Below are 26,775 nucleotides of genomic sequence, written 5' to 3'. Positions count from 1 at the left end.
TGACTATTATTCTACGCTTACGCCATAGAAGATGTGGCTTCCCAATGGGTGAACCTTATAGCCTTTAACTTTTTCGCTCATCGGCATGTAGACAACCGAGTGTGCGATCGTGGCCCAAGGAGCCTGATCCTTGAAGATTGTTTGTGCTTCTTCATAAAGCTTGGCGCGCTCACCTTGATCGGTGATGACTTTGGCTTTCTGAATCGCATCTTCGAAGGGCTGGTGGCACCATTGTGCGCGGTTAGACGCTTCACGACCTTCACAGCCCAACAGAACGGCCAAGAAGTTGTCGGGATCACCGTTGTCACCAGTCCAACCCAAGAGAACAGCACCGTCACGGTTCAGATCTTTTGAGCGCGACAGATACTCGCCCCATTCATAGGACACGATCTCGACATTGACACCCACTTTGGCAAAGTCGGACTGAAGAAGTTCAGCCATACGACGCGCATTCGGGTTGTAAGGACGCTGTACTGGCATCGCCCAGATTTTCATGTCCAGACCGGAAACGCCTTCGGCTTCCAAAGCGGCCTTGGCAGCTGCAGGATCATATTTGTCATCTACGATGGCATCGTTATAGCCCCACATTGTCGGCGGGATCGGGTTTTTGGCAATTTCGCCAGACCCTTGGAAAACCACGTCGATGATCGCTTGTTTGTCGATCGCCATGTTCAGCGCTTTACGCACTTTGGGGTTATCGAACGGAGCAACGGTCGTGTTGTACGCAAGATAGCCAACGTTCAGGCCTTCTTGCTCCATCATGACGATGCCGTCTTCGACTTTGATGGCATCAATATCCGCAGGGTTCGGATATGGCATCACGTGACATTCACCCGCCTTCAGCTTTTGATACCGTACAGACGCGTCTGGCGTGATCGCAAAGATCAGGTTGTCGATGTCTGCAGGTGCTTTCCAATACTCAGCATTCGCCTTGTAGCGAATGACCGCATCTTTTTGATAAGCCACAAACGAGAACGGACCTGTGCCGACAGGCGCAGTGTTCATCATTTCAGGTGTCCCAGCCGCGATCATGGCGTCGCCATATTCCGCGCTAAGGATCGATGCAAAGTCCATCGCCATGTTTGCAACGAACGGGGCTTCGGGCTTGGACAGCACGAATTTCACCGTGTGGTCGTCAATTTTTTCGATCGACTTGACCAAGTCACCCATGCCCATACCTTGGAAATATTCCCAAGTACCGCCGGAGACCTTGTTATAGGGGTGATCTTCTTTTTGCTGACGCTCAAAGCTAAAGATGACGTCATCCGCATTGAAGTCACGGCTTGGCGTAAAGTTGTCGCTGGAATGGAACTTCACACCTTTGCGCAGGTGGAACGTGTATTCCATCCCATCGTCGCTGGCTTCATAGCTTTCGGCCAAACCAGGAATAACATTGGTGGTGCCTGTCTCGAATTCGACCAAACGGTTGTAAACCGGATGCGAAGACGCGTCAAAAGTCGTACCGGCTGTGAACAGCGCAGGATCGAAACCTTCTGGCGAACCTTCAGAACAATACACTAGCGTGCTGGCAAAAGCAGTCGACGCAGTAAGCGCAAATGCAGTTGTTGCCACGAATAGCTTTGATTTCATTATAACCTCCCAAGGTTGTTTGAGCCAACGCTACCCATGGCGGGGTTTTTTCCCGTCGAATCAAAGCAACAGATGAGGGCAGCACGGCTTTTGGTTTCATATTGTATCCAATTGAGGACACCATAAGTCAACGCACAAATTCCCGACCATGCCCTGAGCCTATGCGGCCAGCGGCCCATCAGACGTCATCACAGTCGTGCATTGCCGCGACTTTGGATGCAAACTTGGTGCCCCCGCCCCCTTGCGCCGGTGCGTCTGAATACCGGTCATGCATGCGCTTTCAGGTCGCTACGCACAAGATTTCAGCAAGAAACGAATATAATTCGATTTGCCAATGGTCTAAAAATTGAATAGTTCATAATTCAAACTAAAATCACCTTCCGAACTGTGAGTCTCACTTGGACACAAACTGCGATCTAAACAAAACTGTCGCCAGCCAGATTTGCGACCATGGCTTGCCCGCCGAAATTTTGGCAATGAAGGGTATATTCATTCTATTCTGGAAGCTGGAAGAGTGCTTGGACGCCACGGATTTCACACCGCTGATGACCAAACAGGAACAGCATCTCTTGGTTCATCTCGACACGCCAAAACGTATGGGTGTCCTTGCCAAGGAAATGGCCAGCCTGCCGTCCACAATTACCGGGGCTGCGGACAACCTTGAGAAAAAGAACTTTCTTGAGCGCCAGCGCGACCCCGACGACAGGCGGGCGTGGCTTTTGTCACTCACACAGTCTGGCATGGAAACACGCAGCAAAATGCTGACTCAGGGCGCAGAAATGTTTCGGGAAATATCCGGCCTTTCTGCAGACGAAACAGAGCGCTTTGCCGAACTGGCAACCAAAGCGCGCACTACAATTCTCCAACACGGTATTCCCGAAGGAATGATGAAATGACGTGGCTCAAACCTTTCTCTATTGCTCTTGCTCTATCTGCGTCTCCTATTTGGGCGCAAGATGCACCAAAGCCTGTCAAACTCAGCACGGTCAACGCGCAACCGATTGTAATGGAACGCCAATTTTTCGGTCAGGTCGCGGCCAGACAATCTGTCGACCTCGCCTTTCAGGTCAGCGGCCAGATTGTCGACTTTCCGGTCATCGAGGGATTTTCCATCGCCCAAGATGGCGTGATTGCCCAGTTGGACCAAGAACAGTTTCAGCTCAAATTAGATCAGGCGCGGCTCCAGAAAGATCAAGCAGATCGCACCGTCGCGCGACTTGGAAAACTTAAGGGAAACACCGTCAGCCAAGTCTCGCTGGACGATGCTGAAACACAGGCCGCATTGTCGGCGATCGCGTTGCGCAACGCTGAATGGGCGCTGGAGCATACGACGCTCTTGGCCCCGTTCGAAGGCTTGATCTCCAGCAGAAACCTTGCGCTCTATTCCACGGTGTCTGCCGGAACGCCCGTCGTGCGCATCCATGACATGTCCGAGCTTCGGATCGAAGTTGACGTGCCGGAAATCTTGTTCCAGCGCGCGGGGCACGAGACCAACGTCAAAATCAGCGCCAAATTCCCCAGCCACCCCGAAACCTTCCCGTTGGAAATTCGCGAATTTGACGCCGAAACCTCGCGGGTGGGTCAGACGTTTCGGATCACCTTTGGTATGGCTCCACCCGAAGGGCTTAGTATCCTGCCTGGTTCTTCGGTCACTGTCACCATTCAGGCCCAAGGCGAAGACGTTGGTCTGATCGTGCCTGCAACGGCGCTGGTGGTAAAAGAACAAGGCGAAATTGGCGTCATGGTCTTTTCACCGAGTGAACCCGACATTGGGACGGTCACATGGGTTGCCGTCGACGTGACACCTACACAGTCAGGCGATGTGCGCATCTTGTCGGGCCTGAAAGATGGCGACGAATTTGTCACCACTGGCGGCACCGTACTAGCGGACGGTCAACCCGTTCGCCGGTTCACCGGCTTTGCGAACTGAGGCGGGCCAGATGGACATTGCACGCACCTCAATCGACAAGCCGCTGTATACGTGGCTGATCATACTCATCTTCCTGTTTGGCGGCATTTGGGGGTTTATGTCCCTTGGCCGTCTGGAAGATCCGGCCTTTACCATCAAACAGGCCGTGATCGTGACCCAGTATCCGGGGGCAACCGCCGAGCAGGTGGCACTGGAGGTTTCGGAACCTCTGGAATCTGCCATTCAAAAAATGCCCGAACTGGACAAGATCACCTCAATCAATCGCCCGGGCGAATCCCTGATCGAGGTCGAGATCAAATCTACCTTTGATGGCACAGAGCTGCCTGCGATCTGGACCAAACTGCGTGCACGCATCCGTGACACGGCGCGCGGGCTGCCAACGGGCGTAAGCCAGCCTTATGTCAACGACTCCTTCGGCGATGTGTTCGGGATTTATTTCGCCGTCACCGCCGAGGGCTTTAGTGACGCGGAAAAACACGAACTGGCCACGTTCTTGCGGCGTGAAATCCTGACGGTGGACGGGGTCGCCGATGTGAATGTAACGGGTTTGCCCTCCGAAGCCATATTTGTCGAACCCGACCTGTCTCTGTCGGTCAACCAAAACGTGCCGATCAATGCGATTGTCGGGGCCATCGCGACCGCCGACTCGGTGTCGCCTGCCGGCTCGGTTTCGGCCGGCCCATCAAAGACCACCATTCTGGCCCCCGAAGGGTCCGACAGCGTGTCGGCCATTTCTGGCCTATCGGTGGGGCTATCCGGCAACGTCATCAACCTCGTGGATATGTCTCACGTCCATCGAGGACGCCAAACAGACCCAAGTTTGATTGTCCGGTTTAACGGCATTGATGCGTTTACGCTTGGCGTTGCAGGTCTTGCGACCGAGAACATTGTCGAGGTCGGCAAACGTGTGGACGCCAAGCTTGCGGAACTGGCGCCGGATATTCCCGTGGGCATAGACCTGCACCCGATTTACGAGCAGCACATTGTCGTCGAAGAGGCCTCGAACGCGTTCTTGATAAATCTGGCGATGTCCGTGGCGATTGTTGTGGCTGTCTTGGCGATATTCATGGGGGTTCGTGCGTCGGTTGTCGTCGGTGTCACCCTGTTGTTGACGGTTGTCGGCACGTTGTTGTTCATGAACCTGCTGTCGATCGAGATGGAGCGTATTTCACTTGGTGCGTTGATCATTGCCATGGGCATGTTGGTCGACAATGCCATTGTGGTCGCAGAAGGCATGCAGATATCCATGCTCAAGGGCAAGACCTCTCGCGATGCCGCAGAAGAAGCCGCCAGCAAGACGCAAATTCCGCTTTTGGGGGCGACGGTGATCGGGATCATGGCCTTTGCGGGCATTGGGCTTAGTCCGGACGCGACCGGAGAGTTTCTGTTTTCCCTGTTTGCGGTGATTGCCATTTCGCTGCTGCTGTCTTGGATACTGGCGCTCACGGCGACGCCGTTGCTGGGGCACTATCTGTTCCAGCAAGGCAGCGGTGACGAGGCCGACGCCTATGGCGGCTGGCTGTTTCGGACCTATGGGGCGACGTTGCGACTGGCGCTCAAGCTGAGATGGCTGGTTATCATCGGGCTCGTGGCTGTGACTGCGGTGTGTTTTGCCGGCTTTGGCGTCATGAAACAACAGTTCTTCCCGAATTCAAACACACCCTTGTTCTTTGCGCATTACAAACTGCCACAAGGGACATCCATCGCGACGACATCTGAGCACCTGAAAGAGGTCGAAGCATGGCTGTCAAACCGTGACGACGTCGTATCTGTCGCAACGTTTGTTGGCCAAGGTGCGACCCGCTTTATGCTGACCTATGCTGCTGAAAAACCCAACCCGAGCTATGGCCACCTGATCATCCGAACCGAGTCGATTGACAAAATCCCAGCGCTTCAGGCCGACCTAGAGGCCTTTGGCCGAGCGCGGTTCCCCGAAGGCGAGTTCCGCACCAAGCGGCTTGTCTTTGGCCCGGGCGGCGGAGACCCGATCGAGGTGCGTTTCTCGGGCAGCGATCCGGTGGTCTTGCGCCAACTGGCCACCCAAGCCAAAGGGGTCTTGGAACAGGCATCAGACAATGTTCTGGATGTGCGCCACAACTGGCGCGAACAAGAGATTGCGGTGCGGCCGATCTATGCCACCAACCGTGCTCAAACTGCGGGCGTCAATCGTGACGACATCGCCGATATGTTCCTGTTCTCAACGGACGGAATCACGGGCGGGGTGTTTCGCGAACGGGATCGCCTGATCCCGATCATTTTGCGACGCTCACCGGACTCGACCTATAACTTTATGGATCAGGTGGTCTATTCTGCGACAGCGCAAGGCTTCGTACCTGTAGAGCAAATGGTCGACGGGTTTAAATACGAACACCAGAATACACTTGTGCATCGGCGCGACCGCTTGCCGACAATCACGGTGGCCGCAGATATCCCGACGGACGTAACAGCTGCCACGGTCATGGCGGAAATAAAAGACGCCGTGGAAGCCATGGACATTCCCCTTGGATACAAGATGGAATGGGGCGGTGAGTTCGAAAGTTCGAGCGACGCCCAAGCCAGTCTTGGCAAACAGCTTCCTCTCAGTGCGCTGATTATGGTGCTGATTTCTGTGCTGTTGTTTAACGCGGTACGCCAGCCTGTGATTATCTGGCTCTTGGTGCCGATGTCGGTCAACGGCGTGGTCATCGGTCTGTTGGGAACGGGCTTGCCGTTTACCTTCACCGCATTGCTGGGCCTGCTAAGCCTATCGGGGATGCTGATCAAGAACGGGATTGTTCTGGTCGAGGAAATTGACCTCGTGCGCGAAGAAGGCCTGCCGTTGCAAGACGCCATTGTCACGGCCAGTGTCTCGCGTTTGCGCCCTGTGATGCTGGCGGCTGTGACCACAATTCTGGGCATGTTACCATTGTTGACAGATGCGTTCTTTGTGTCGATGGCGGTGACAATTATGGGCGGTCTGGCCTTTGCAACCGTGCTTACATTGATCGCGGCGCCAGTGTTCTATTTGGTGTTTTTCTCCAAAGACGACGCCAAGACAGCCTAAGCCCGATCGCAGCACTCGCAAAATCAAATGCGCCGCCCAAATAAGGCGGCGCGTTTGCCATTCAATACCTTAGCTGGCCATGCACCGTCCCCACCGAGGTCAGACCCGCGATGCGGACCCTGCCCCAAGGTTTTTGATTTGATCATACAACCACAACACCGCCGCATCCCCGTCTGAACGCACATGTCGATACAACCGGAGTTCAAGCGGTTGGATATCAAAAGGCACGGGGAAAACCGCCAAACCAAGCGCACGCGCCCGGCTTTGCGTCAGGGTCACAGCCATGTCAGATTGGCGAATGATATCTGCCAACGCCAAGTGGCTTTGTAAGCGCGCACGAATAATACGCCGTTTTCCAATCCGCCTGAGTGCTGCATCCTCGGCCCCAACGCCACGCGGGCGGCCAGACACATGGATATGTTCAAGATCAAGATACCGGTCCAAGGTCATGTCATGACCAACCATGGGATGATCTGGCCGCACCGCACAGACATAACTTTCATGCAAGATGGTTTCGAAGATCAGGTTGCGCGTATCTGCCAGCGGTATTTCCACCGCAAGATCAACCGCCCCCCGTTCCAGAGCCCCGGCCAACTCCCCCCGCGACACCCGATAGCTGTGCAGCTCCACATGTGGTGCCAAACGCGCAAGCGTGGGGATCAATACAGGCAAAGCCATGGCATCAAATAACTCAAGCATGCTGGTGCGAAACACCCGCGTGCTATGGGCAGGATCAAATTGCGCAGGTCCCTGTGCCGACGTCGTCAGCAACCGCAACGCATCGCTGACATGCCCTGCGATACTCTGGGCAAACGCGGTGGGCTGCATGCCTTGGCTGGTTTTCACAAACAACGGATCGCCATACGTGCGCCGCAAGCGCGCCAGCGCGTTCGATACGGTGGGCTGGGTCACAGACAACCTTTCAGCCGCGCGCGTTAAATTCCGTTCGGAATAGATCATGTCGAACACGACAAAGAGGTTTAGGTCAATTTGGGTCAGTTTCATGTCGGATGCCATTACCACTGTGAATACTTAACATAGCTAAAATAAATTTCATAAATGTTCAATCGAACAGCTATGATCAGGTCAATCGGACCTTTCGGGTCCCGCCCCTTCTCAGTTAACGAGGATTTTCATGGATTTTAGTTATTCCGCCCGTACCGAAGAGATGCGCCAAAAGTTGTTGACCTTTATGGACGCGCACGTGCATCCACGCATTCGCCAACACCATGAAGAAATTCACGCGGGCAAGTTCCCTGTATCCTTCATGGAAGACCTCAAGGCGTTGGCCAAAGAAGAGGGGCTTTGGAATATGTTCCTGCCCCACCTCAAAGACGGCGAGCCGGGCACCCCTCTTAGCAATCTGGAATATGCCCCTCTCGCTGAAATCATGGGGCGCGTCCCGTGGTCAGCAGAGGTCTTTAACTGCAATGCGCCAGATACGGGCAACATGGAATTGCTGCATATGTTTGCGACGCCAGACCAACGCGCCCAATGGCTTATGCCGCTGTTGAATGGCGAAATCCGGTCTGCGTTTGCGATGACCGAACCGGATGTTGCGTCTTCTGATGCCACCAATATCACCACAATGATGCGCCGCGAAGGTGACGAGTACGTGATCAACGGGCGCAAGTGGTTCATCTCGAATGCCTGCCATCCCAACACAACGGTGTTCATTGTCATGGGCAAAACCGATGTGAACGCCGATCCACACAAGCAACAAAGCATGATCATTGTGCCCAAAGATACGCCGGGTCTTGAGATCGTGCGCAACCCCACGGTGTTGAACCACCACGCCCCCGAAGGTCACGCAGAAATACTGTTTACCAATGTGCGCGTCCCTGTCAGCAATCTGTTGGGCGAAGAAGGCAGCGGTTTTGCCTTGGCTCAGGCCCGCCTTGGACCAGGCCGCATTCACCACTGCATGCGATCCATCGGTGCCGCGGAACTTGCGCTTGAGTTGATGGTCGAACGCGCCCAAGAACGCAAAACATTTGGCAAATACCTTGCTGATCAAGGCGTGGTGCGCGAATGGATTGCCCGATCTCGTATCGAAATCGAACAGGTCCGGTTGCTTGTCCTCAAGGCCGCATGGATGATTGATAACGTCGGCGCCAAAGCAGCCCGCAAGGAAATCTCGATGATTAAGGTCGTCGCGCCAACCCTGCATACCACGGTCGTCGATCGCGCCATTCAATTGTTCGGCGCAATGGGGCTGACGCCGGATACCCCGCTGGCCGATCACTATACATGGGGACGCGCCTTGCGGTTTGCCGATGGCCCTGACGAGGTCCACCTGCAGTCCATCGCCAAGCTGGAACTGCGCGAGTCCAATATGGGCAACAGCGCAACCTATCTGACCTCACCCAAACGCTAGGATCAATGTCATCCCCCAAAATGGCCGGGCCGAAACCGTCGCGCTATTTTGGGTCTCACACATAAGACGTACACCTGTCGTGGCACATCCACGGTAGGTGATACGTCTTCGATCTAGGGTTTCGAGGTCGGCGCCCCATCCGAGACACTGTCGCTGTAGAGTTTCAGCGCCGTAAAGCCGAGCACACCTTCAAGAACCGCATATACAACAAGCAGCCAGTGCGGCAGGCCGTCCATCGCGAAGCTTAACACGCGCCCCGCCGCCAATCCGAGCATGAACACAGAACAGGCGATCAATGCGGGGCCTTCTATACGCTTGTTAAACGCCCCCAACACCCACAGCACGATCATCCCAAGGTACAGCCCCATAACCGCGCGCATAATATGCGTGAGATTTACCGTATCCACCGAGATATCAAAAAGGGTGCCCAAAGTGAGCGACGGTTTAGCCCCATAGCTCAGCGCAATAGGCACCAAGCCAACCGAACAGAAGATCAAAAAAATACGATTTTTCATGAGGCGACCCTATCCCAAGTCAACGTTAACTCACTCACCGAAATTGCGCAGCTAGATCCCGAAAATCCGAGAGGGGTACAAAATCATGGCACCCTATGTTGTTGACTGCGCAATCAGCGCCTAAAAGTCCAGCCCCAGATCAACGGTACGGGCCGAATGGGTCAATGCCCCTGAAGAAATGTAATCCACGCCGGTTTGTGCAATCTCTGCAATACGGTCCAACGTGACATTCCCCGAGGCCTCGGTCGCCATGCGTCCATCCACCATCTGAACTGCCTCGCGCAGCATCGCATTGTCCATGTTGTCCAAAAGCACCACGCTGGCCCCGCCAACGTTCAAGACCTCGGCCAGCTGATCCAATGTGTCGACTTCGATTTCCACGGCCATCATATGTGACGCGTGGGCCTTGGTCGCCTCCAGCACGGATTGGACACCGCCAGCTGCCGCGATGTGGTTGTCTTTGATCAAGATGGCGTCCGATAGGGAATAGCGATGATTGAACCCACCGCCATGCAACACCGCCAGTTTTTCCACAATCCGTAAACCCGGCGTGGTTTTGCGGGTGCAGGTAATACGGGCTTTGGTGCCCTTGGCACGCGCCACAAATCCGGCTGTTTTGGTGGCAATCCCTGTCAGCCGACCAGCAAAATTCAACGCCACGCGTTCCCCCGACAGAATTGACGCTGCGGATCCAGATATCTCCATCAACGTGTCACCTTTGCGGCAGGTTTGGCCATCCGCGATGATGGTTTTGATGCTCAACGACGGATCAACAAGACGAAATGCGAGGGCCGCAATTTGCATCCCCGAGACATGGGCATCTTCGCGCGCATTCAGTGTGGCCCGATAGGTCGTGTCAGCAGGGATCACCGCGCGTGTGGTGACATCGCCGTAACTGCCCAGATCTTCCATAAGCGCGTTGCGCACAAGCGGTTCAAGCACCAAATCGGGGAGGGTTGCATAGCTCATCGGGCGTCCTTTGTGATGTCATTGCGAATACGCAGTGCCTGCGCCAGTGTCATCCGAGACCGCTTGGCCGGGCCAGCGGACACATCGGGAAAATCCGAGCGTTCATGCGCACCGCGGCTTTCCTCGCGGACCAGCGCGCAGGCGGCAATCAAGGTGGCTGTGGCTGTCATATTCAAGAAACTCTCGCAACTGGCGTTCGCCTGTTCAAGATCGGATATCCGTCTTAGGGCCGTCGTAAGCCCCGCGGCATCGCGCACCACACCAACATATTCCGTCATTGTTTGGCGCAATTCTGCGACAGCTTGGCCGTCAGCTACAGGCCCGACCCCCGTGAACACAATATCAAGCGGTGCGGTGCCAAGGGGTGCGGCCAAGGTTTTCGAAATGCCCAGCGCACATATGCGCGCATATACAAGGGCTTCGAGCAAACCGTTTGACGCCAATCGGTTTGCACCATGCAACCCGGTTGACGATGCCTCGCCACACACCCAGAGGTTTGCGAGCGTGCTGCGCCCATCTATGTCAGTTGCCACACCCCCCATATGATAATGCGCAGCAGCGGCAACCGGTATCAGGTCGTGCGCAGGGTTTAGCCCATTGCGCGCACAGGCCTCTGCCACAGCGGGAAACTGTGTATTTACAGTGTCGCCAAGAGCTGCGCGAGTATCAAGCATCGGACGATTTCCGGCCTGCCATTGGGCAAAAATCTCGCGGGCGACAACATCGCGCGGGGCCAATTCTGCGTCCGGGTGCACATCGCGCATAAACCGTTCGCCATGCATGTTGACCAGAATCGCGCCTTCTCCGCGCAGGGCCTCGGTGGCCAACGGGGCTGGATCTTCGCCCACATCAATCGCGGTGGGGTGAAATTGGACAAACTCGGCATCGGCAATGATGGCCCCTGCCCGTGCAGCCATCCCGATCACTTGTCCGCGAATGCGCGGAGGGTTGGTGGTCAGCGCATACAACCCGCCAGACCCGCCACCCGCCAGTAAATAGGCAGAGCCCCGTACCATCACCGGCGCAGAGGCGTCTGTATCGGCCTCTTGAATCGCAACACCCGTGACGCCGCCTTCGTTGTGATCAAGCGCAATCGCCAGAACGCCCTCGAGCACTTGAATAGATGGCGTTTTACGTACCTGCTCAATGAGCGCGCGCATAATTTCAGCGCCAGCCTGATCCCCTTTAACCCGCACCACCCGCGCAAAGCTGTGCGCCGCTTCACGCGACAGCACATATCCGCCATCTTTGGTGCGATCAAACGGCGTACCCATGGTGGTCAAATCAAGAATATAGTCGCGCGCTTCTCGCGTCACGAGATCAGCCACTGCCGGATCGACGGTGCCAGCACCGGCGCGTTCGGTATCCGACGCATGAGATCGCGGACTGTCGGCAATATCCATCGCAGCGGCAACCCCGCCCTGGGCCCAAGCCGAACTTGCGCCCTCACCCAGCTTTTCGGGCGAAATCATCAGGACTGGATGCGGCGCCAGCTTGAGCGCGGCATACAGCGCCCCAAGTCCGGCTCCGACAATCACGACCCTGTCTGTAGAGACTTCGCGCATGCGCACGTCCTTAGATGCCCAGCTTGCGCGAAAGATCAATCATCGCTTCGACCGAGAGGCGCGCCTTGTCTGCAACCGCAGCGTCGACTTCGACCTGACCCGTCATAGTATCGAGCGCATACAGGATTTTTTCCAATGTGATTTTCTTCATGAACGGGCACATATTGCAGGGCTTGGCGAATTCCACATCGGGCAATTCATCCGAAATATTTGATGCCATCGAACATTCGGTGACCAACATCGCAGATTTTGGATTGTTGTCCTTAACCCACTTCACAATCCCGCTGGTCGAGCCGGTAAAGTCAGCTTCGGCCACAACTTCGGGGGTGCATTCAGGGTGTGCAATGATCTTTACGTCCGGATCAAATTCACGATAGGCGCGCAGATCTTCTGGCCTATAGAGTTCATGCACGATGCAGGACCCGGGCCAGTAAACTACCTTTTTCTTGGACTCATTGGCCACGTTTTGCGCCAAATATTGATCCGGTGTCATAATGACTGTGTCAGACTCCATCGCGTCCACGATCTGGACAGCATTGGAGGATGTACAGCAAATATCAGAGGCGGCTTTGACCTCGGCAGTAGTGTTCACATACGACACGACAGGCGCACCTGGATACTTGGCGCGCATCTCTTCAACGCCTTCTGCGGTAATGCTTTCCGCCAGCGAACACCCTGCCTCCATGTCCGGCATCAAAACGATCTTGTCCGGACTTAAAATCTTGGACGTTTCAGCCATAAAGTGCACGCCACCTTGCACGATCACGTCGGCTTCGACCTCTGTGGCCTTGATCGCCAATTGCAAGCTATCGCCGACAAAATCTGCAACGCCGTGATAGATTTCGGGCGTCATATAGTTATGGCCAAGGATCACCGCGTTGCGTTTTACCTTGAGATCATTGATCGCTTTGACATAGGGCGCATAAATCGCCCAGTCTGCGGGTGACACCACGCGGTTCATCTTTTCATAGATGTCCGACATGGACTCAGCGAGTTCGGGGGACGGCGCAAGGTCATATTTCTCGGCCAGAGCGGTCCGGACGGTGGGTAAATCTAGCAACGTATTCTTCCTGCCTCAAAAGGTGGGGCCATTCTTTAGTCGACTGCGCCCTATTTTGCCAGAGATAAACACCCCCGATCATGCGCATTCCTTTGACTGAACAATCAAATTTCCACCAAAAGCACAATTCGTTTCCTGTACGCTCCCATGGTTTCCAGGCCAGACCACTGGACATCATCGCGAAAAACAGGCACGCAAGTATGCACCCGCAGGTACGCATTTGCGATGCGTCCCGGTCTGTGGGAATTGAAACTCTGGTCACAAGCGGGTCCAAATGTCCGGCAAAAGCAAGAGCTGCGTCATCATATGTCAAAGCGATCACGAGACCGCTGCGGCGCAGGTTTTGTCGAGCATCCTGACAGCGGCGAACACCCTGACCGAAACCAATATGTACAACATGTCCATTCTGTCGATGGCACGGTTGCACACGATGGAAAGCGCCGATTGGCGCGACCGTACGGCCATTTTTCTTGGAAGCATGCACGACCGATGGTCTGTCCCGCGCCCGCAAGCGTCTCGTGTCAAAACCATTCTGGCGATGGCCAACCGGACCCTGTTGATCGGCGGCGCAGTGTTTTTGCCGCTCGAAACCAGCTTTGCCTTGGGTCATACGCTGGCGGTACACCCCAATTTTCAAACATCCCTGCGCGAAGAGCATCTTGATCTCACCATTTCCGAAGGGGCGACCGCTTCCTCTGGCCCTTTTCATAGCGCAATCAGCGCATTAGCAGCCCAAATGATGCTGATCGAATTGATTTCGCAAGACTACGGAGAGTTCACCGCGCGGTCCGTTTCCGAATATGTCGGTCTCAGCCAGAAGAACCAACAAAATGACACTGGGCTGATCTGGAGCCTGGTGCAAACGGCCCAAGGCGACAAATTGATTTGCGATGTCCTAGAGTTGATGGGGCAACACATAGAAGAACCTTTGCAAACAGCCGAAATTTCGGAAATTGTCGGGGTATCGACCCGCAATATCGAACGGCGTTTCAAACAAAAGACAGAAATATCACCCCAGATTGCCTATCGTAAAATCCGACTTCACCATGCCAAACAGTTGGTTTCACAGACCAATATGGCCATGATCGAAGTCGCCTTGGCATCGGGGTATCAGACCTATGGCACCCTGACCGAGCATTACAAAAAAGAATTTGGCTGCACCCCGAAACAAATGCGCAATGCCGAATACTACGGGCTTAAACCCTAGCGTTTTAAAATCACACTTGGCCTGCACTCGCTGTTTCATGCTCAGGCTCCGACACCTCGCGGGACGGCGGCAGGACCAGTTTGGAAATATACGAAAGCTGATCAGAAAGGGGGTTTGTCTTGCGCCAGACGAATCCGATGCTGCGTGTGGGCCGTGGATTGGCCAAGCGCGCCACTGAAACTGGTGCAGAGCGCGTCTCGATCGGGATCGCCATTTCGGGTATCAGGGTCACACCAATACCGGCCCCGACCATCTGAACCAGTGTCGTCAAAGAGCTGCCTTCCATCACATCGCGTGGTAGCGGAGACGACATTTTACAAAACGACAGCGCCTGATCCCGAAAACAATGCCCTTCCTCCAAGAGCAGCAGACGCATTTCACGCAGCATATCAGAATCCGGCACGGGCTTTTGGGCATCTTTAAGCGCACGCACCAAGACAAATTCTTCGTCAAACAGAGCCTGCTCGTGCAACGTTGGTTCCGACACAGGCAGGGCGACCACAGCCATGTCCAGACGCCCCTCGAGCAAATCTGTGATCAAGCTGCTTGTCACTGCCTCGCGTGGGCGCAAGTCAAGATTTGGAAAATGATGGGTCAGCGTTCCAATAAATCCAGGTAAGAAATATGGCGCTATTGTGGGGATCACCCCAAATCTGAGCCGCCCCAACAAAGGGTTTTGCGAGGCCCGCGCCAAGTCACCCAATTCTTCCACGGATCGCAATATTTTGCGCGCTCTAAGTGCAAGCTCTTCACCCAGACTGGTCAGGCGGACGCGCTTTGGTCCCCGTTCGACAAGGGGCGCACCCAGAGTTTCCTCTAAATCTTTGATCTGGACAGACAAAGCAGGTTGGGAAATTGCGCAATCCTCGGCAGCGCGCCCAAAATGCCCGTGCCGCGCGAGCGCCTCGAAATATCGCAGCTGCTTAATAGAGATATTTATCATTAGATTTACCTATCGCCGCCATAAAAAAATGCGAATTTATCTAATGATAGACCGGTTCTATGGTGGTCTCAATGACTATCAGGAGAGAGCAAATGACCGGACATGATGCAAACGCCACAGGAAAATGCCCTGTGATGCACGGGGCGATGACAACGACGGAAACAACCGTCATGGATTGGTGGCCCAAGGCGCTGAACCTAGACATCCTGCATCAGCATGACACGAAAACAAACCCTCTGGGGCCTGACTTCAACTACCGAGAAGAGCTTAAGACACTTGATGTCGAGGCGCTCAAAGATGATATGCGCGCCTTGATGACAGACAGTCAAAGTTGGTGGCCCGCAGATTGGGGGCATTATGGCGGCCTGATGGTGCGTCTGGCTTGGCACTCGGCCGGATCATATCGGCTGGCCGACGGGCGTGGCGGCGGTGGCGCCGGAAACATGCGCTTTGCGCCACTGAATTCATGGCCAGATAACGTGAGCCTTGATAAGGCACGCCGCCTGTTGTGGCCCATCAAAAAGAAATACGGCAACAAATTGAGCTGGGCCGACCTGATCATTCTGGCAGGTACCATGGCGTATGATTCAATGGGGCTAAAGCCATTTGGGTTTTCTTTTGGCCGCGAAGATATCTGGCACCCCGAGATCGACACCTATTGGGGGGCGGAAAAGGAATGGCTGGCCGACAGCGACGGACGGTATGACGACCTTGGCAACCCCGCAACGATGGAGAACCCGCTTGCCGCAGTTCAAATGGGTCTGATATATGTGAACCCAGAGGGCGTGAACGGCCAGCCTGACCCCCTAAGAACAGCCCAACATGTGCGGGAAACCTTTGCGCGTATGGCGATGGATGACGAAGAAACCGCCGCGCTGACGGCTGGTGGGCACACCGTCGGCAAGGCGCACGGCAATGGCGATGCCAGTCAGGTCGGGCCAGAACCCGAAGCAGCAGGCCTTGAGGAACAAGGTCTTGGCTGGAGCAACCCGAACGGCAAAGGCGTCGGGCGTGACACCGTCAGCAGCGGAATCGAGGGCGCATGGACAACCCACCCGACACAATGGGACATGGGATTTTTCAAACTGCTGTTCGGATATGAATGGGAGCTCAAGAAAAGCCCGGCAGGTGCATGGCAATGGGAACCGATCGACATCAAGGAAGAAGACAAACCTGTCGACGTCGAAGACCCGTCCATCCGCTATAACCCGATCATGACAGACGCGGACATGGCCATGAAAATGGACCCGACCTATCGCGCTATTAGTGAACGCTTCATGGCCGACCCTGAGTATTTTGCTGATACGTTTGCGCGTGCGTGGTTCAAACTGACCCACCGGGATATGGGGCCAAATGTGCGTTATGTCGGGCCAGACGCCCCTGCAGAGACCTTGATCTGGCAAGATCCGGTTCCCGCAGGCAACAGCACCTATGATGTCAACGCCCTCAAGGCGCGGATTGCGCAAAGCGGCCTAAGCCAAAGCGATATGATTGCAACCGCTTGGGACAGTGCACGCACTTATCGTGGGTCTGACATGCGCGGCGGAGCCAATGGTGCACGCATTCGCCTTGCTCCACAAAAAGACTGGGCCGGAAACGAACCTCACCGCCTTGCCAAGGTGCTGGATGTCTTGGAAGGCCTTGCCGCAGAAAGCGGTGCCAGCATTGCTGACACGATTGTGCTAGCCGGAAACATGGGCATCGAGGCGGCGGCCAAGGCCGCTGGATTTGATGTGGCTGTGCCCTTTGCACCTGGCCGCGGCGACGCCACCGATGACATGACAGATGCCGCATCCTTTGAGGTTCTCGAACCATTGGCAGACGGGTTCCGCAATTGGCTGAAACAGGACTATGCCGTCACGCCAGAAGAACTGATGCTGGATCGGGCACAACTTATGGGGCTGACTGCGCATGAGATGACCGTTCTGGTCGGGGGCATGCGTGTTCTGGGCACCAACCACGGCGGCACCGCCCATGGCGTCTTTACCAACCGTGTGGGCGCACTGACCACGGACTTTTTCGTGGCTCTGACGGACATGGCGTATTCGTGGCATCCGACACAGGACGGAACTTATGAAATCCGAGACCGGATGTCGGGCGATGTGATCTGGAGCGCAACCCGCATTGATCTGGTGTTTGGGTCAAACTCAATCCTGCGGGCCTATGCCGAAGTCTATGCACAGGACGACAGCGCCGAGCGTTTTGTGACAGATTTTGTGGCCGCGTGGGTCAAGGTCATGAACGCAGATCGCTTTGATCTCGGCTAACCATACAAACTTCCTGTGCGGTGGTCCCCATCGCACAGGAGCCCCCTTACCCTCTAGAGATCAAGCTCGATCACACCATCAGGTTCTGCCGCGCGGGATTGACACAGAATGATTGTGTTTTCGCGCTGTTTGTTTGACAGCACAAAATCACGGTGTTCCACATCCCCGTCAATCAACCCGCATTTGCAGACGCCGCAAATCCCGTCAGAACATTTCACATCCACATGATATCCATTGGCATTTAACACATCCGCAGCGGTTTGATCATGCGGCACCAGCAATTCCTTGCCAGAGCGCGCCAACCGCAAGACAAAATCATGGTTTTCATATTCAGGCTGTTCGGGCACGCTAAAGTATTCAAGGTGACATGCGCTGTCAGGAAAGCCCTGACGCGTGGCTGCGTTTAGCACCCCATCCATGAACCGATCTGGACCACAGGTGTACACATGCCAGTTGTCTTGATACCCCGCCAGCACCTGATCCAGATCGGCGCGTGTCCCTTGATCGGAAAAATGAAAGTGCACATGATCTGCCCATGGCACCGCCTTCAGATCCTCTAAAAATCCGGCCTGTTGTTTCACGCTGGCACAATAATGCATCTCGAAATCAGCACCCAAAGCATGCAATCGATGAGCAAAGGCAATCATCGGCGTAATCCCGATACCACCCCCCATCAAAAAGGTTTTGGCGGCATCTTCGACCAACTCAAAATGGTTGATGGGCTTTGACACAAACACTGTGCGCCCTTCGCTAAAGATACGGTGCATCAACGCCGATCCGCCGCGCCCCTCATCCTCTCTGAGCACCCCAATCTGATAGGTGGAGCGGTCGCGCGGATTGCCCGACATCGAATACTGACGCAGGAACTCTGGCGCGATCAACACATCAAGATGCGCCCCGGCTGTCCATTCCGGCAGTGGGGCCCCATCAAGTGCGGAGAATTCGTATTTGGTGACATCCGTCGTCATTGCGTCGACTTTGCTCAGCGCTACGCGGATCACCGGAGCCTCTTCTTGGCTTGGTACCTGATATCGGTGCACGACACTTGTATCCCCTTGCGCAAGCCGCGCCTGATACTCGGCGGCAGAAATCATTGCGTCATAGGCGGCAATGCCTGCCTCGCGATCCATAGGGAACGGATAGGGCCAAGGGTGCGGTGCGGTCGGCGCGGGATAGACCGCAAGGGTTTGATCCTGATACTTGAGGTCCAGATCGGTCTGAAGATCGCGTTGATTAACCGCCGTCGAGGTTGCGCGATACCCGCCGCTCTCATCCAGTTCGAGATCCCACCACCATTTCTTAACTTCATTTATGCGGCCATGTCCGACCATATCATCCAGCTTGGCCAGCACAGGTGCTGCCGACGGAATATTCGTGGCCGCCCATCGAAACGGTTTTTGCACAAACAACCCCTCGAGGTTCCAAGGACAGGTTTTCATACAGCGCCCACACATCGCCCCGCCGGCCTGAGTGATGCGATAGGTCGTGCATTTCTGGCTGTCCGACTTCCAGATTTCATACCCGTTGAACATCAATTTCGGGCCTGCCGTGATCGCCCCCGACGGGCATTCTCGCGCACATTTGTTGCAGTTCTCGCAAAAATTCTGCAGGCCAAAATCGATCGGCTTGTCATGGGCGACAGGCATATCCGTGGTGACAGCACCAGATTTCAGTCTTGGCCCCAAATAGGGATTCAGGATCACCTCGCCGATGCGACTGACTTCGCCCAATCCGGCCAACAGCAGCAAAGGCGGTTGCAAGACCTCACCATCCATCACCGTATGGGCCTTGGCCTTGTAGCCCAAATTGCGAATGTGCTGGGCGATCACGCCCCCCAACAGGGAAAACCGCAGATAGGCGCGCATGGATTGGGTCACTGCGATCCAATCATCGCCGCTGGCCCCCTCCATGGTTTCAAAACCCTGATCAATAATAATGCTCAACGCTTGGTCGTGCGGCGGGTCTATGGGCGTGCCAGTGGCATCATGACTGTACCAACTCCAATCCGGGCAACGGCTGAGACCCGCGGCATCCACCCCAAGAAAATAGGACGCGGCCTTGAGATTGGCCGCATTGCGCGCGGCATCACTTGGCCGGGCTCCTGCCGTATTTGTGGCGCCATCCTGAAGCAACACAAAAGCACCCAACGCGCGACGTTGCGCAAAACTCGGGGCTGACTTGCGGACATAATGCCCCCCCTTGGCAGCATCCTGGTTGGTTTTTCCCATATCGCCAAACTGGGCGCGCGCGAACATATCGGCACGTTTTGGCACGCGGGCGACGTTGGCTTCGTCGATATATGTCGTGGGCGTGTCTTTCCGCTTCAGCCGCTCAAACGGGTGTGCCCCGTCTACAAATCGGCGCTTGGCATAGGGATCCCTGTTCAGGGCAGACTTGGCGAAACCCGCCCCCAGCCACCACGCAGGGCCCCGCGTTTTGAACCATGGTTGATCGGACATCGCCGCCAGCGGGGCGTCATGCGCAAGCGGCATCTGGGTTGTGACCACAGCCACCCCGAACCTGTCCCCGATCCACGGTGCCACCAACGTGCCCTGTTCCATGGTAGCAAGCCCGGACGCCACGGCCAACTTGTTCAAATCAACGTCGCTGGACGTTGCGGTATGCGCGCGCGCATCATACCCCAAAAGCCGAATATAGTTGGCAATCACCACAGCCGTTTCGGTCGCCCGCAAACAGGCCCGATGATCCTGCGCATTTTTGATCCAGTCGCTGCCGACCTCGTCGTCATCAGGTTCACGCGTGTGTTCATACAAAAAGACGATGGCGTGCCCGTGATTTTGCAACGGTGTCGCCGGGGCTTCCATACTGTCCTTAAGATCCGCCATGATCACGTCGATACCGGATGCCAAGGTTTTGGTTTGGCGCGTACGCAACGCCTCGGCCAAGCGATCAATATCAGGATTGCACAGCGGACTGTCCAATAGGGCCGCATCAGGAACTGGCCCGATACCCACCATTGAGGCATCGTTAAAATACCCGAACGCCTTGAGGTGATGTGCGCGTGCCGTCAAATCCGCAGGGATATCCGCCAGTTGTGTATTCACAAACCCATCGCGAATGGCATCCATCATTGCCTGAAACTCGCCCATGGCATTCACGATGCTGGCAGGATCCTCGGGGCGATGGAATTCAAGCGCCGCTTGCGCAGGCGTTTGTGTAAGATCAGCCGCACCCGTGAGACGCTTGAGACGTTCCAGAGGATACGGTCCAAGATGAACCGGGCGATCTTTATCCGAAAAAAAACGCGTTCCCATGCTCGCCCCTCAACAGCTCCGCCCACGCAGGCAAATTTCCTTTTGGCACCAAAGCAGAGTTAATTAACCTGTGCAAGAATTTTGGATACAATATGCAATATATTGACCAATTTGAAACGTGCAGCGATCTCGCAAAAAATAAACCCGCCAATTTGGCGGGTTTATTCAATGGCTTTCAGATCACGAAATTTGACGATCAGGTAAAATCAATATGTTTGTCAAAGGGCATTTCCCGAATCCTCTGCCCGGTTGCCGCAAAAATCGCATTCGCCAAGGCTGGCGCAGCTGGCGGGACCGGAGGCTCGCCAATACCACGCACTTTGGTGCCATTCTCAAGCGCGCGCACGATAATCTCGGGGCATTGCGACATCCGCATTCCCTCATAGCTATCGTAATTTGTCTGTTCGACCGCCCCGTCTGAAAACGTGATCTCGCAATTCATCGCATGACCCAATGCAAAGACCACGCCGCCTTTGACAAGGTTGTCAAAGTTCACCGGATCCACAACCGTGCCGACCTCGGCCGCGACATAGACCTTGTCGATGCGAATGCCGTCTTCGGTGTTGGTGACCTCAATCACCTCGGCCACCGGCGCGCCAAACGACGTGGTAAACGCAACCCCACGCCCACGATTCGGGCCAAGATCACTGCTCCAGTTTGACATCTCGCCCACGGTTTCGAGCACCTTGCGCGACACATCATCCGAGCACAGACGTATGCGTTCGGCCAAAGGGTCAGCTCCGGCGGCGTGGATCAATTCATCAAGGAAACTTTCGTGAAAGAACCCATTCGAAGACGCGCCCACAGATCGCCACGAACTGATCGGTGCCAATTCCGGAGTCCGATATCCGGTCACCCGATAGTTTGGAATAGCAAAGGGTTGCTCCCACGCGCCTTGGACAATCGTCGCGTCAGGCCCCGGCACGGATATCCCTTGCCGTCCCATTTGCGAGGAAATGATAGATGGCATTGCAATCCCAAGATCAAAGGTCTCCACTTGACCCTCTTTCACAACACCTTGGCCGCGCGCCATCGCAATTTGGCGGCGATAGTCATGCGTCATGTCTTCTTCCCGAGAATAGGTCAGTTTGACAGGCGTCCCTTTGACCTGCATCGCCATTTCGACCGCAAGCCGCACATTGTCGTCCTCCAGACGATGCCCGAAACTGCCCCCCATCATCAGAACATGCACGTGCACGTTTTTCACATCAACACCCGTCATATCCGCGACCGTGGCTTGCACAAAGCGTGGGATTTGGGTGCCTGTCCAGACATCGACGCGATCGTCGGTGACGCGCACCGTCGCATTCACCGGCTCTAGCGGCGCGTGCGCCAAATAGGGCACACGGTATTCGGCAGAGACCACGTCGGCACCGATTAGCGCCGCATCGGTATCACCGTCATCGCGTTGGCGGTTGTCAAAATGTGCGTCGGTAAAGCTGTTTTCCAAGGCCGACCAATGCTCTGCTTGCTCGGCGGGGAAAGGTGCCGCGCCCCATTCACAGGTCACAGCCTCGGCGGCTTGGAACGCCCGCCAAGTATTATCTGCCAGCACGCCAATCCCACCGGTGACAGCCATCACTTTGTGCACGCCGCGCATCTTCATCGCTTCGGTCGCATCAAAGCCATGCACCGCCCCACCCGCTTGCGGGTTCAGCTTGATCGCTGCATGCACCATTCCGTCGATTTCAAAATCGATGCCATAGCGTTGCATTCCGGTGGACTTTGGAACCACATCAATGCGTTGCATAGGCTTACCGATCAGGCGCCACTGGCTTGGGTCACGCAATGTGACATCGTTCACGGGCGCAATCTTGGCCGCCAGAGGGGCCAGAGACTCATAGCTAAGCGCCTGACCATCGGGCAGGATCACCATCCCCTTGGCCGTCTTCAAAGACGCCGCATTAATGCCGGTTTGCTCAGAAGCGGCCGCCTTGAGCGTTTCACGAGCGACGGCGCCTGCATAGCGCAGCTTCTCGAATCCGTCAGGCACAGTCGTGGATCCCCCCGTGACCTGCATGCCCAAGAATTTCATGATCGCATCAACGACACCGCGCGAAGTTTCGGCGGCAAACCCCTGATCGGTTGGCGCAAAGGGTACGGATTCTTCTGCGAGGGCCGTGTTGTAATAGGCTTTGCTTGGCGGGCCGGGATCTGCCTTGATCTGATCAAGCTCCACGTCCAGCTCTTCGGCAATCAGCGCCGCCTGAACCGAATAGGCCCCCTGCCCTTTGTCTGCACGTGGCGTAATCAAAGTGATGCCGGAGGCATCAATGCGCACATAGGGCGTCAGGGCTGCTTGGCCCTCTTTGAGATCGTCCAACAATGGATTGTCCGCAGGCGTCTTATAGGCGTAATACCCAAACGCAACACCGCCGACCACGGCTGCCGAGCCTATCAAAAATGTCCGGCGGGCGATTGTACCAATTTTGCTCATTGTTCAGGCCTCCGGCATTTTCAAAACAGCCAGCTTTACAGCTTCGCGAATACGGGGATAGGTGCCGCAACGGCACAAATTTCCAGACATGGCCTCGTCGATTTCCGCGTCTGTCGGGTCAGGCGTTTCCATAAGGAAGGCCACAGCTTGCATGATTTGCCCCGATTGGCAGTATCCACATTGGGCCACCTGTTTTTCGATCCAAGCCTCTTGCACCACATGCAAGATATCGGGTGTTCCCAAGCCCTGAATGGTCGTCACTGGCCCATCCACATCAGAGATTGATGTCTGGCAGGATCGCACGGCTTCGCCATTAATATGCACAGTACATGCGCCACACGCCGCGATACCACAGCCGTACTTTACGCCTTTGATACCAATTTCGTCCCGCAAGACCCACAGCAAGGGCATGTCCTCTTCGACGTCGACGTCATGAGTTTTTCCATCTACCGTTAAACGCACATGCATTCCCCTCTGTTGCGCAGCACTTATAGAGAGATTAGCATTTTTCAAAAATATTCAACTTGCAGATCGCGCCAAATCACATTCATATCATGCCAACCTGCGATTTTTGGCTTGAAACACCGGACTGCACCCGGAAACCTGCGGACACGGCCCAACAAGGCACAGACACAATGCAAAAAAACCACTACTTGATCGGTCAATCCGTGGTGCAGCTCTGCTCCATCCTGGATATCTCATCGGCGCGTGTGTTGCGCAGACTCGGGCTTGCGTCTGATTACCTGACCCACGAAGGAAAAGGGTGCTCAGCGGCCACCTATTTTGCTCTGTTTGATGCCGTGCAAGCGGAATGCGGACGCGATGACCTGCCGCTGTTTCTTGGGAAAACTTTTGCGCACGGGCCTTTTGTACCGGCAATTCTTGCCTTTTCGTGCAGCCCAAACATTGAAATTGGCATGGCACGGCTGGCAGTCTTCAAACCCCTCATTGCGCCTTGCGCCATTTCAGTAGAGCGCCAAGAGACATCGGTCTCGCTTTCCTTTGGGTCTTCGGTGCCTCAGATGGAGATGCCCGTCGGCATGGGCCTGTTTGAGCTGGTGTATTTTTTGGAATGCTCACGGCTGTTTACGGCGCATCCAATCATTCCGACCGCCATTGATGTCCCCATGGGAGCATCCCTCAACAAAGATTTGATCGAGTTTTTCGGCGTCACCCCAACCCACAGCGCCACGACCGCCTTGCACCTTTCAATAGAAGACGCGACGCGACCGCTTATTTCTGAAAACGCTGCTGTACTCGAAGGGCTTGAACAAGACTTGAACCGCCAATTGGTACAACAGCACAAGGATGCAGCACTGGAAACAAGGGTACGCCACAGCCTGATCGAGATGTTGCCAGCCGGTCAGGCATCAGTTGATGCAGTGTGCCAGCGTCTGAACATGTCCAAACGCAGCCTACAGAGACACCTCAGGAACGAAGCCACCAGCTTTCAAAATGTTTTGGATTCTTTGCGCCGCGAGCTTTCGCTGTACTACCTGCATCAGAACACGATGAGCATCGAGGAAATCTCTTACTTGCTGGCATACCAAGACCCAAATTCGTTCTATCGCGCATTTCAAAGCTGGACCGGAATGACACCTGCACAAGCGCGCGCGACCCAATCCCGGCAAACGGCCTAGACCGCCGAACTTGCGCGGACGAGCCCAACACAAATCGGGCGCGCCATTCACCATGACGCGCCCGAAATCTCAGATGAGAATGTCAGATCCCCGATGCGGCCCTTAGCGTCTAAGCCAGTCAAATGCCATCGTGGCACCCAATGTGATCTTGACGTCGTCTTGGCCGATCATTGACTTGAGCGCGTGGCGACCGATGGCGTTGCTTGCATGCAAGTCAACGCTCAGGCCGCTGCCACGTACGTGATAGCGCAAGCCTGCCGCCCAAACGACATCTTCACCACCGCTAACCGGTGTAATTTCACCGATCGCATCCAATTCAGGTGTCACAGCATAGTTCACACCGAACCCAAGACCGAACCGCTCTGTGTTGCCCCAGATTGCGCCTTTGGGGTTCAGGTTCAGCGCCATGCGGCTGTTGGCTTTATAGGTCATTGGCATGCCGAGATAGAACGTTCCGTTCCCAGCCGCATTGGTGTCGCGTCCTGCAAGCAGGTGAACGGCCAGTGAGAATGGGCTTCCATTGTTTTGATCCAAGAAGCGCATTTTGCCGCCGATGGAATAATTTGGATCGTTGCTCGGGATCGACGGTGCGCCCACGCTGCCATCAATCGAATGCTGTTCATAGGCGACTTCGATTTCAAGATCGTAATCGGGGCTAAACTTTAGAGAGCCCGCATAGCTATCCCCGGAGCCGGCACTGGCGAGGAACGCAAACCGTCCTGGGCCAAGCGTATCAGCAGAGGCCAGCGTGAAGCCATCCAATTGCAAGTTTTTCTGGCGCGTATTCAATGGCTCAGCCGACGTGCCGCGATAGTTCGGGCGGTATCCAGCGCGGCGACCCGGTGTATAGGTAATCATACCCCCGATCATCACTGTATCGCCGTCTGGTACGGTGCTCAGGATGCCTGTTGCAGGACTTACGCCCCCGCCATTTGTTGCGAACAAATCCAAGGCCGCCAAAGGCGTCACGTTATACCGCGCGCCCACTGTCCAGATTGGTGTTTTTTCGATCGCCAATGTGTTGGAAATCGTATTTCCACCAGACACAGGCATATTCACCGACCCATAAGTCAACCAACGCAGGCTGGGTTTCCAGCTAAAGCCGGCACCGACACTTGCCACGGTTCCGAAAAAGGCATTACCGTTGATCGTACTTGGTAACACCGACACACCAGGTGTCACATGCAATTGCAGAGCGTCGGACGCTTTGTACGTAATTGGTAGATGCAATGATCCAATGGTGTGCGTGTCATCCACAGCCCCGCCATATGGTTGGAACCGGAACAAAAGCTGTTCAACCGACGCCTGAGCCGCAACACCCCATTGGGCATTATCAATCAGTTTATATTTTCCGTGAAAGCTTGTGGTTTCCATACGCAATCTTGCGCTGGCGCCCAAGACCGGCTTGGTCACCGGATCATTGAAGACATTATAGGCAAACCCAAGCTGGACGCGGTCGCTTACGCCCCATTCGCCGCCGCCCCAATAGTATTGCTCTGCGGTTCCTGTGCTTTGTTGACCGGGGACAGTTTGGTGGCTTCCGATCCACAGTTTGACACCGCCGCGCTGAAGCTGGTTGGCCGTTTCAAAATTGAACTGGCGATCCGCATGTTTTTCAAGCGGTGATGCCACGGTTTGCGAGGTTTCCTGTGCAATTGCGGCCCCAGAAAATGCCATGGCTGCCACCGCCGCAGTTGCAGTGCGCAGGGGCGTGAAGTCCAAAGTTCCAAAGCGTTTCTCAATCAAATTCATCAATCTGTCCCGTAATTCAATTAGCCAGACATAGAGCCACAGCCGAAAATACAATGATTGGCGTTCCAATACCACCAAAGCCACGTTGACCATAGGGAAAACATGGCTTGCCCAAATAATCCTCGCGCGCGCGGCGTGCAGGTAACAATCAGCGATCTAATTAGGGCATCAGGTCGCGAAACTTTCCGAGCACCTTCCAGTCGAA

At 55.2% G+C, this 26,775-nt stretch carries 18 protein-coding genes; 7 read left to right on the top strand and 11 right to left on the bottom strand.

Features of this window, described 5'->3' with window-relative positions; translation table 11 throughout:
• Nucleotides 1–6: 6 nt before the first annotated feature.
• Nucleotides 7–1,590 carry an ABC transporter substrate-binding protein gene (locus tag FAP39_RS00445; protein ID WP_138014393.1) on the bottom strand — a complete coding sequence of 528 codons (1,584 nt, stop codon included), beginning with the start codon at nt 1,588–1,590 and terminating at the stop codon, nt 7–9.
• Between the two features lie 398 nt (nt 1,591–1,988).
• On the opposite strand from FAP39_RS00445, the gene FAP39_RS00440 reads away from it, so the two are divergent.
• From FAP39_RS00440 to FAP39_RS00430, 3 genes are read left to right on the top strand one after another with little or no spacing between them, the layout of a single operon-like run.
• Nucleotides 1,989–2,486, top strand: coding sequence for a MarR family winged helix-turn-helix transcriptional regulator (locus FAP39_RS00440; RefSeq protein WP_246058889.1), 498 nt, complete (start codon nt 1,989–1,991; stop codon nt 2,484–2,486).
• Entirely contained in the window at nt 2,483–3,520 is a 1,038-nt protein-coding gene (locus FAP39_RS00435; protein ID WP_138014392.1) for an efflux RND transporter periplasmic adaptor subunit, read from the top strand. The genes FAP39_RS00440 and FAP39_RS00435 overlap by 4 nt, the downstream gene beginning before the upstream one ends.
• A 10-nt stretch (nt 3,521–3,530) precedes the next feature.
• Nucleotides 3,531–6,563 (top strand): efflux RND transporter permease subunit, encoded by a 3,033-nt coding sequence (locus tag FAP39_RS00430; protein WP_138014391.1) that lies wholly within the window; start codon nt 3,531–3,533, stop codon nt 6,561–6,563.
• Between the two features lie 99 nt (nt 6,564–6,662).
• Here FAP39_RS00430 and FAP39_RS00425 read toward each other — a convergent pair whose 3' ends face one another.
• Complete coding sequence (locus tag FAP39_RS00425; protein WP_171006750.1) at nt 6,663–7,568, bottom strand: LysR family transcriptional regulator; 906 nt, start codon at nt 7,566–7,568, stop codon at nt 6,663–6,665.
• A 130-nt stretch (nt 7,569–7,698) separates the two neighbouring features.
• Between FAP39_RS00425 and FAP39_RS00420 the strand changes: the two genes are divergently transcribed.
• Nucleotides 7,699–8,940, top strand: coding sequence for an acyl-CoA dehydrogenase family protein (locus FAP39_RS00420; protein ID WP_138014389.1), 1,242 nt, complete (start codon nt 7,699–7,701; stop codon nt 8,938–8,940).
• Nucleotides 8,941–9,053: 113 nt separating this feature from the next.
• Here the strand turns inward: FAP39_RS00420 and FAP39_RS00415 are convergent, their stop codons facing one another.
• The 4 genes from FAP39_RS00415 to nadA form a co-directional block, all read right to left on the bottom strand.
• Nucleotides 9,054–9,455, bottom strand: a complete 402-nt coding sequence (locus tag FAP39_RS00415; RefSeq protein WP_138014388.1) for a DUF4345 domain-containing protein — start codon at nt 9,453–9,455, stop codon at nt 9,054–9,056.
• A gap of 120 nt (nt 9,456–9,575) precedes the next feature.
• The gene (gene nadC, locus FAP39_RS00410) at nt 9,576–10,424 is read right to left on the bottom strand and encodes a carboxylating nicotinate-nucleotide diphosphorylase (protein WP_138014387.1); all 849 of its coding nucleotides are present in this window, start codon (nt 10,422–10,424) and stop codon (nt 9,576–9,578) included.
• Nucleotides 10,421–11,989, bottom strand: coding sequence for an L-aspartate oxidase (locus FAP39_RS00405; protein ID WP_138014386.1), 1,569 nt, complete (start codon nt 11,987–11,989; stop codon nt 10,421–10,423). The genes nadC and FAP39_RS00405 overlap by 4 nt, the downstream gene beginning before the upstream one ends.
• A gap of 10 nt (nt 11,990–11,999) precedes the next feature.
• Entirely contained in the window at nt 12,000–13,049 is a 1,050-nt protein-coding gene (gene nadA, locus FAP39_RS00400; RefSeq protein ID WP_138014385.1) for a quinolinate synthase NadA, read from the bottom strand.
• Nucleotides 13,050–13,323: 274 nt separating this feature from the next.
• Between nadA and FAP39_RS00395 the strand changes: the two genes are divergently transcribed.
• Nucleotides 13,324–14,256, top strand: a complete 933-nt coding sequence (locus tag FAP39_RS00395) for a helix-turn-helix domain-containing protein (RefSeq protein WP_138014384.1) — start codon at nt 13,324–13,326, stop codon at nt 14,254–14,256.
• Nucleotides 14,257–14,266: 10 nt separating this feature from the next.
• Here the strand turns inward: FAP39_RS00395 and FAP39_RS00390 are convergent, their stop codons facing one another.
• Entirely contained in the window at nt 14,267–15,199 is a 933-nt protein-coding gene (locus FAP39_RS00390; protein WP_138014383.1) for a hydrogen peroxide-inducible genes activator, read from the bottom strand.
• A 92-nt stretch (nt 15,200–15,291) separates the two neighbouring features.
• Between FAP39_RS00390 and katG the strand changes: the two genes are divergently transcribed.
• Entirely contained in the window at nt 15,292–17,466 is a 2,175-nt protein-coding gene (gene katG / locus FAP39_RS00385) for a catalase/peroxidase HPI (protein ID WP_138014382.1), read from the top strand.
• A gap of 53 nt (nt 17,467–17,519) precedes the next feature.
• On the opposite strand, the gene FAP39_RS00380 is transcribed toward katG, so the two are convergent.
• The 3 genes from FAP39_RS00380 to FAP39_RS00370 all read right to left on the bottom strand — a co-directional run bounded on the left by FAP39_RS00380 (nt 17,520) and on the right by FAP39_RS00370 (nt 23,646).
• Entirely contained in the window at nt 17,520–20,741 is a 3,222-nt protein-coding gene (locus tag FAP39_RS00380; protein ID WP_138014381.1) for a reductive dehalogenase, read from the bottom strand.
• A 196-nt stretch (nt 20,742–20,937) separates the two neighbouring features.
• On the bottom strand, nt 20,938–23,178 hold the full coding sequence (locus FAP39_RS00375) for a xanthine dehydrogenase family protein molybdopterin-binding subunit (protein ID WP_138014380.1): 2,241 nt from the start codon (nt 23,176–23,178) through the stop codon (nt 20,938–20,940).
• Between the two features lie 3 nt (nt 23,179–23,181).
• A complete protein-coding gene (locus FAP39_RS00370) occupies nt 23,182–23,646 on the bottom strand; it encodes a (2Fe-2S)-binding protein (protein WP_171006749.1) in 465 nt (154 codons plus the stop codon).
• A gap of 167 nt (nt 23,647–23,813) precedes the next feature.
• Here FAP39_RS00370 and FAP39_RS00365 point away from each other — a divergent pair, with 167 nt between their 5' ends.
• A complete protein-coding gene (locus FAP39_RS00365) occupies nt 23,814–24,818 on the top strand; it encodes a helix-turn-helix domain-containing protein (RefSeq protein ID WP_171006748.1) in 1,005 nt (334 codons plus the stop codon).
• A 102-nt stretch (nt 24,819–24,920) separates the two neighbouring features.
• Here the strand turns inward: FAP39_RS00365 and FAP39_RS00360 are convergent, their stop codons facing one another.
• The gene (locus FAP39_RS00360; protein ID WP_138014377.1) at nt 24,921–26,570 is read right to left on the bottom strand and encodes a hypothetical protein; all 1,650 of its coding nucleotides are present in this window, start codon (nt 26,568–26,570) and stop codon (nt 24,921–24,923) included.
• Between the last annotated feature and the right edge of the window lie 205 nt (nt 26,571–26,775).

The sequence above is a fragment of the Shimia litoralis genome, assembly GCF_005518135.1.
GTDB classification, from domain to species: Bacteria; Pseudomonadota; Alphaproteobacteria; order Rhodobacterales; family Rhodobacteraceae; genus Shimia_E; species Shimia_E litoralis.
The sequence above is the reverse complement of the archived record's forward strand: the minus strand, read 5'-3'. Positions and strand labels throughout refer to the sequence as shown.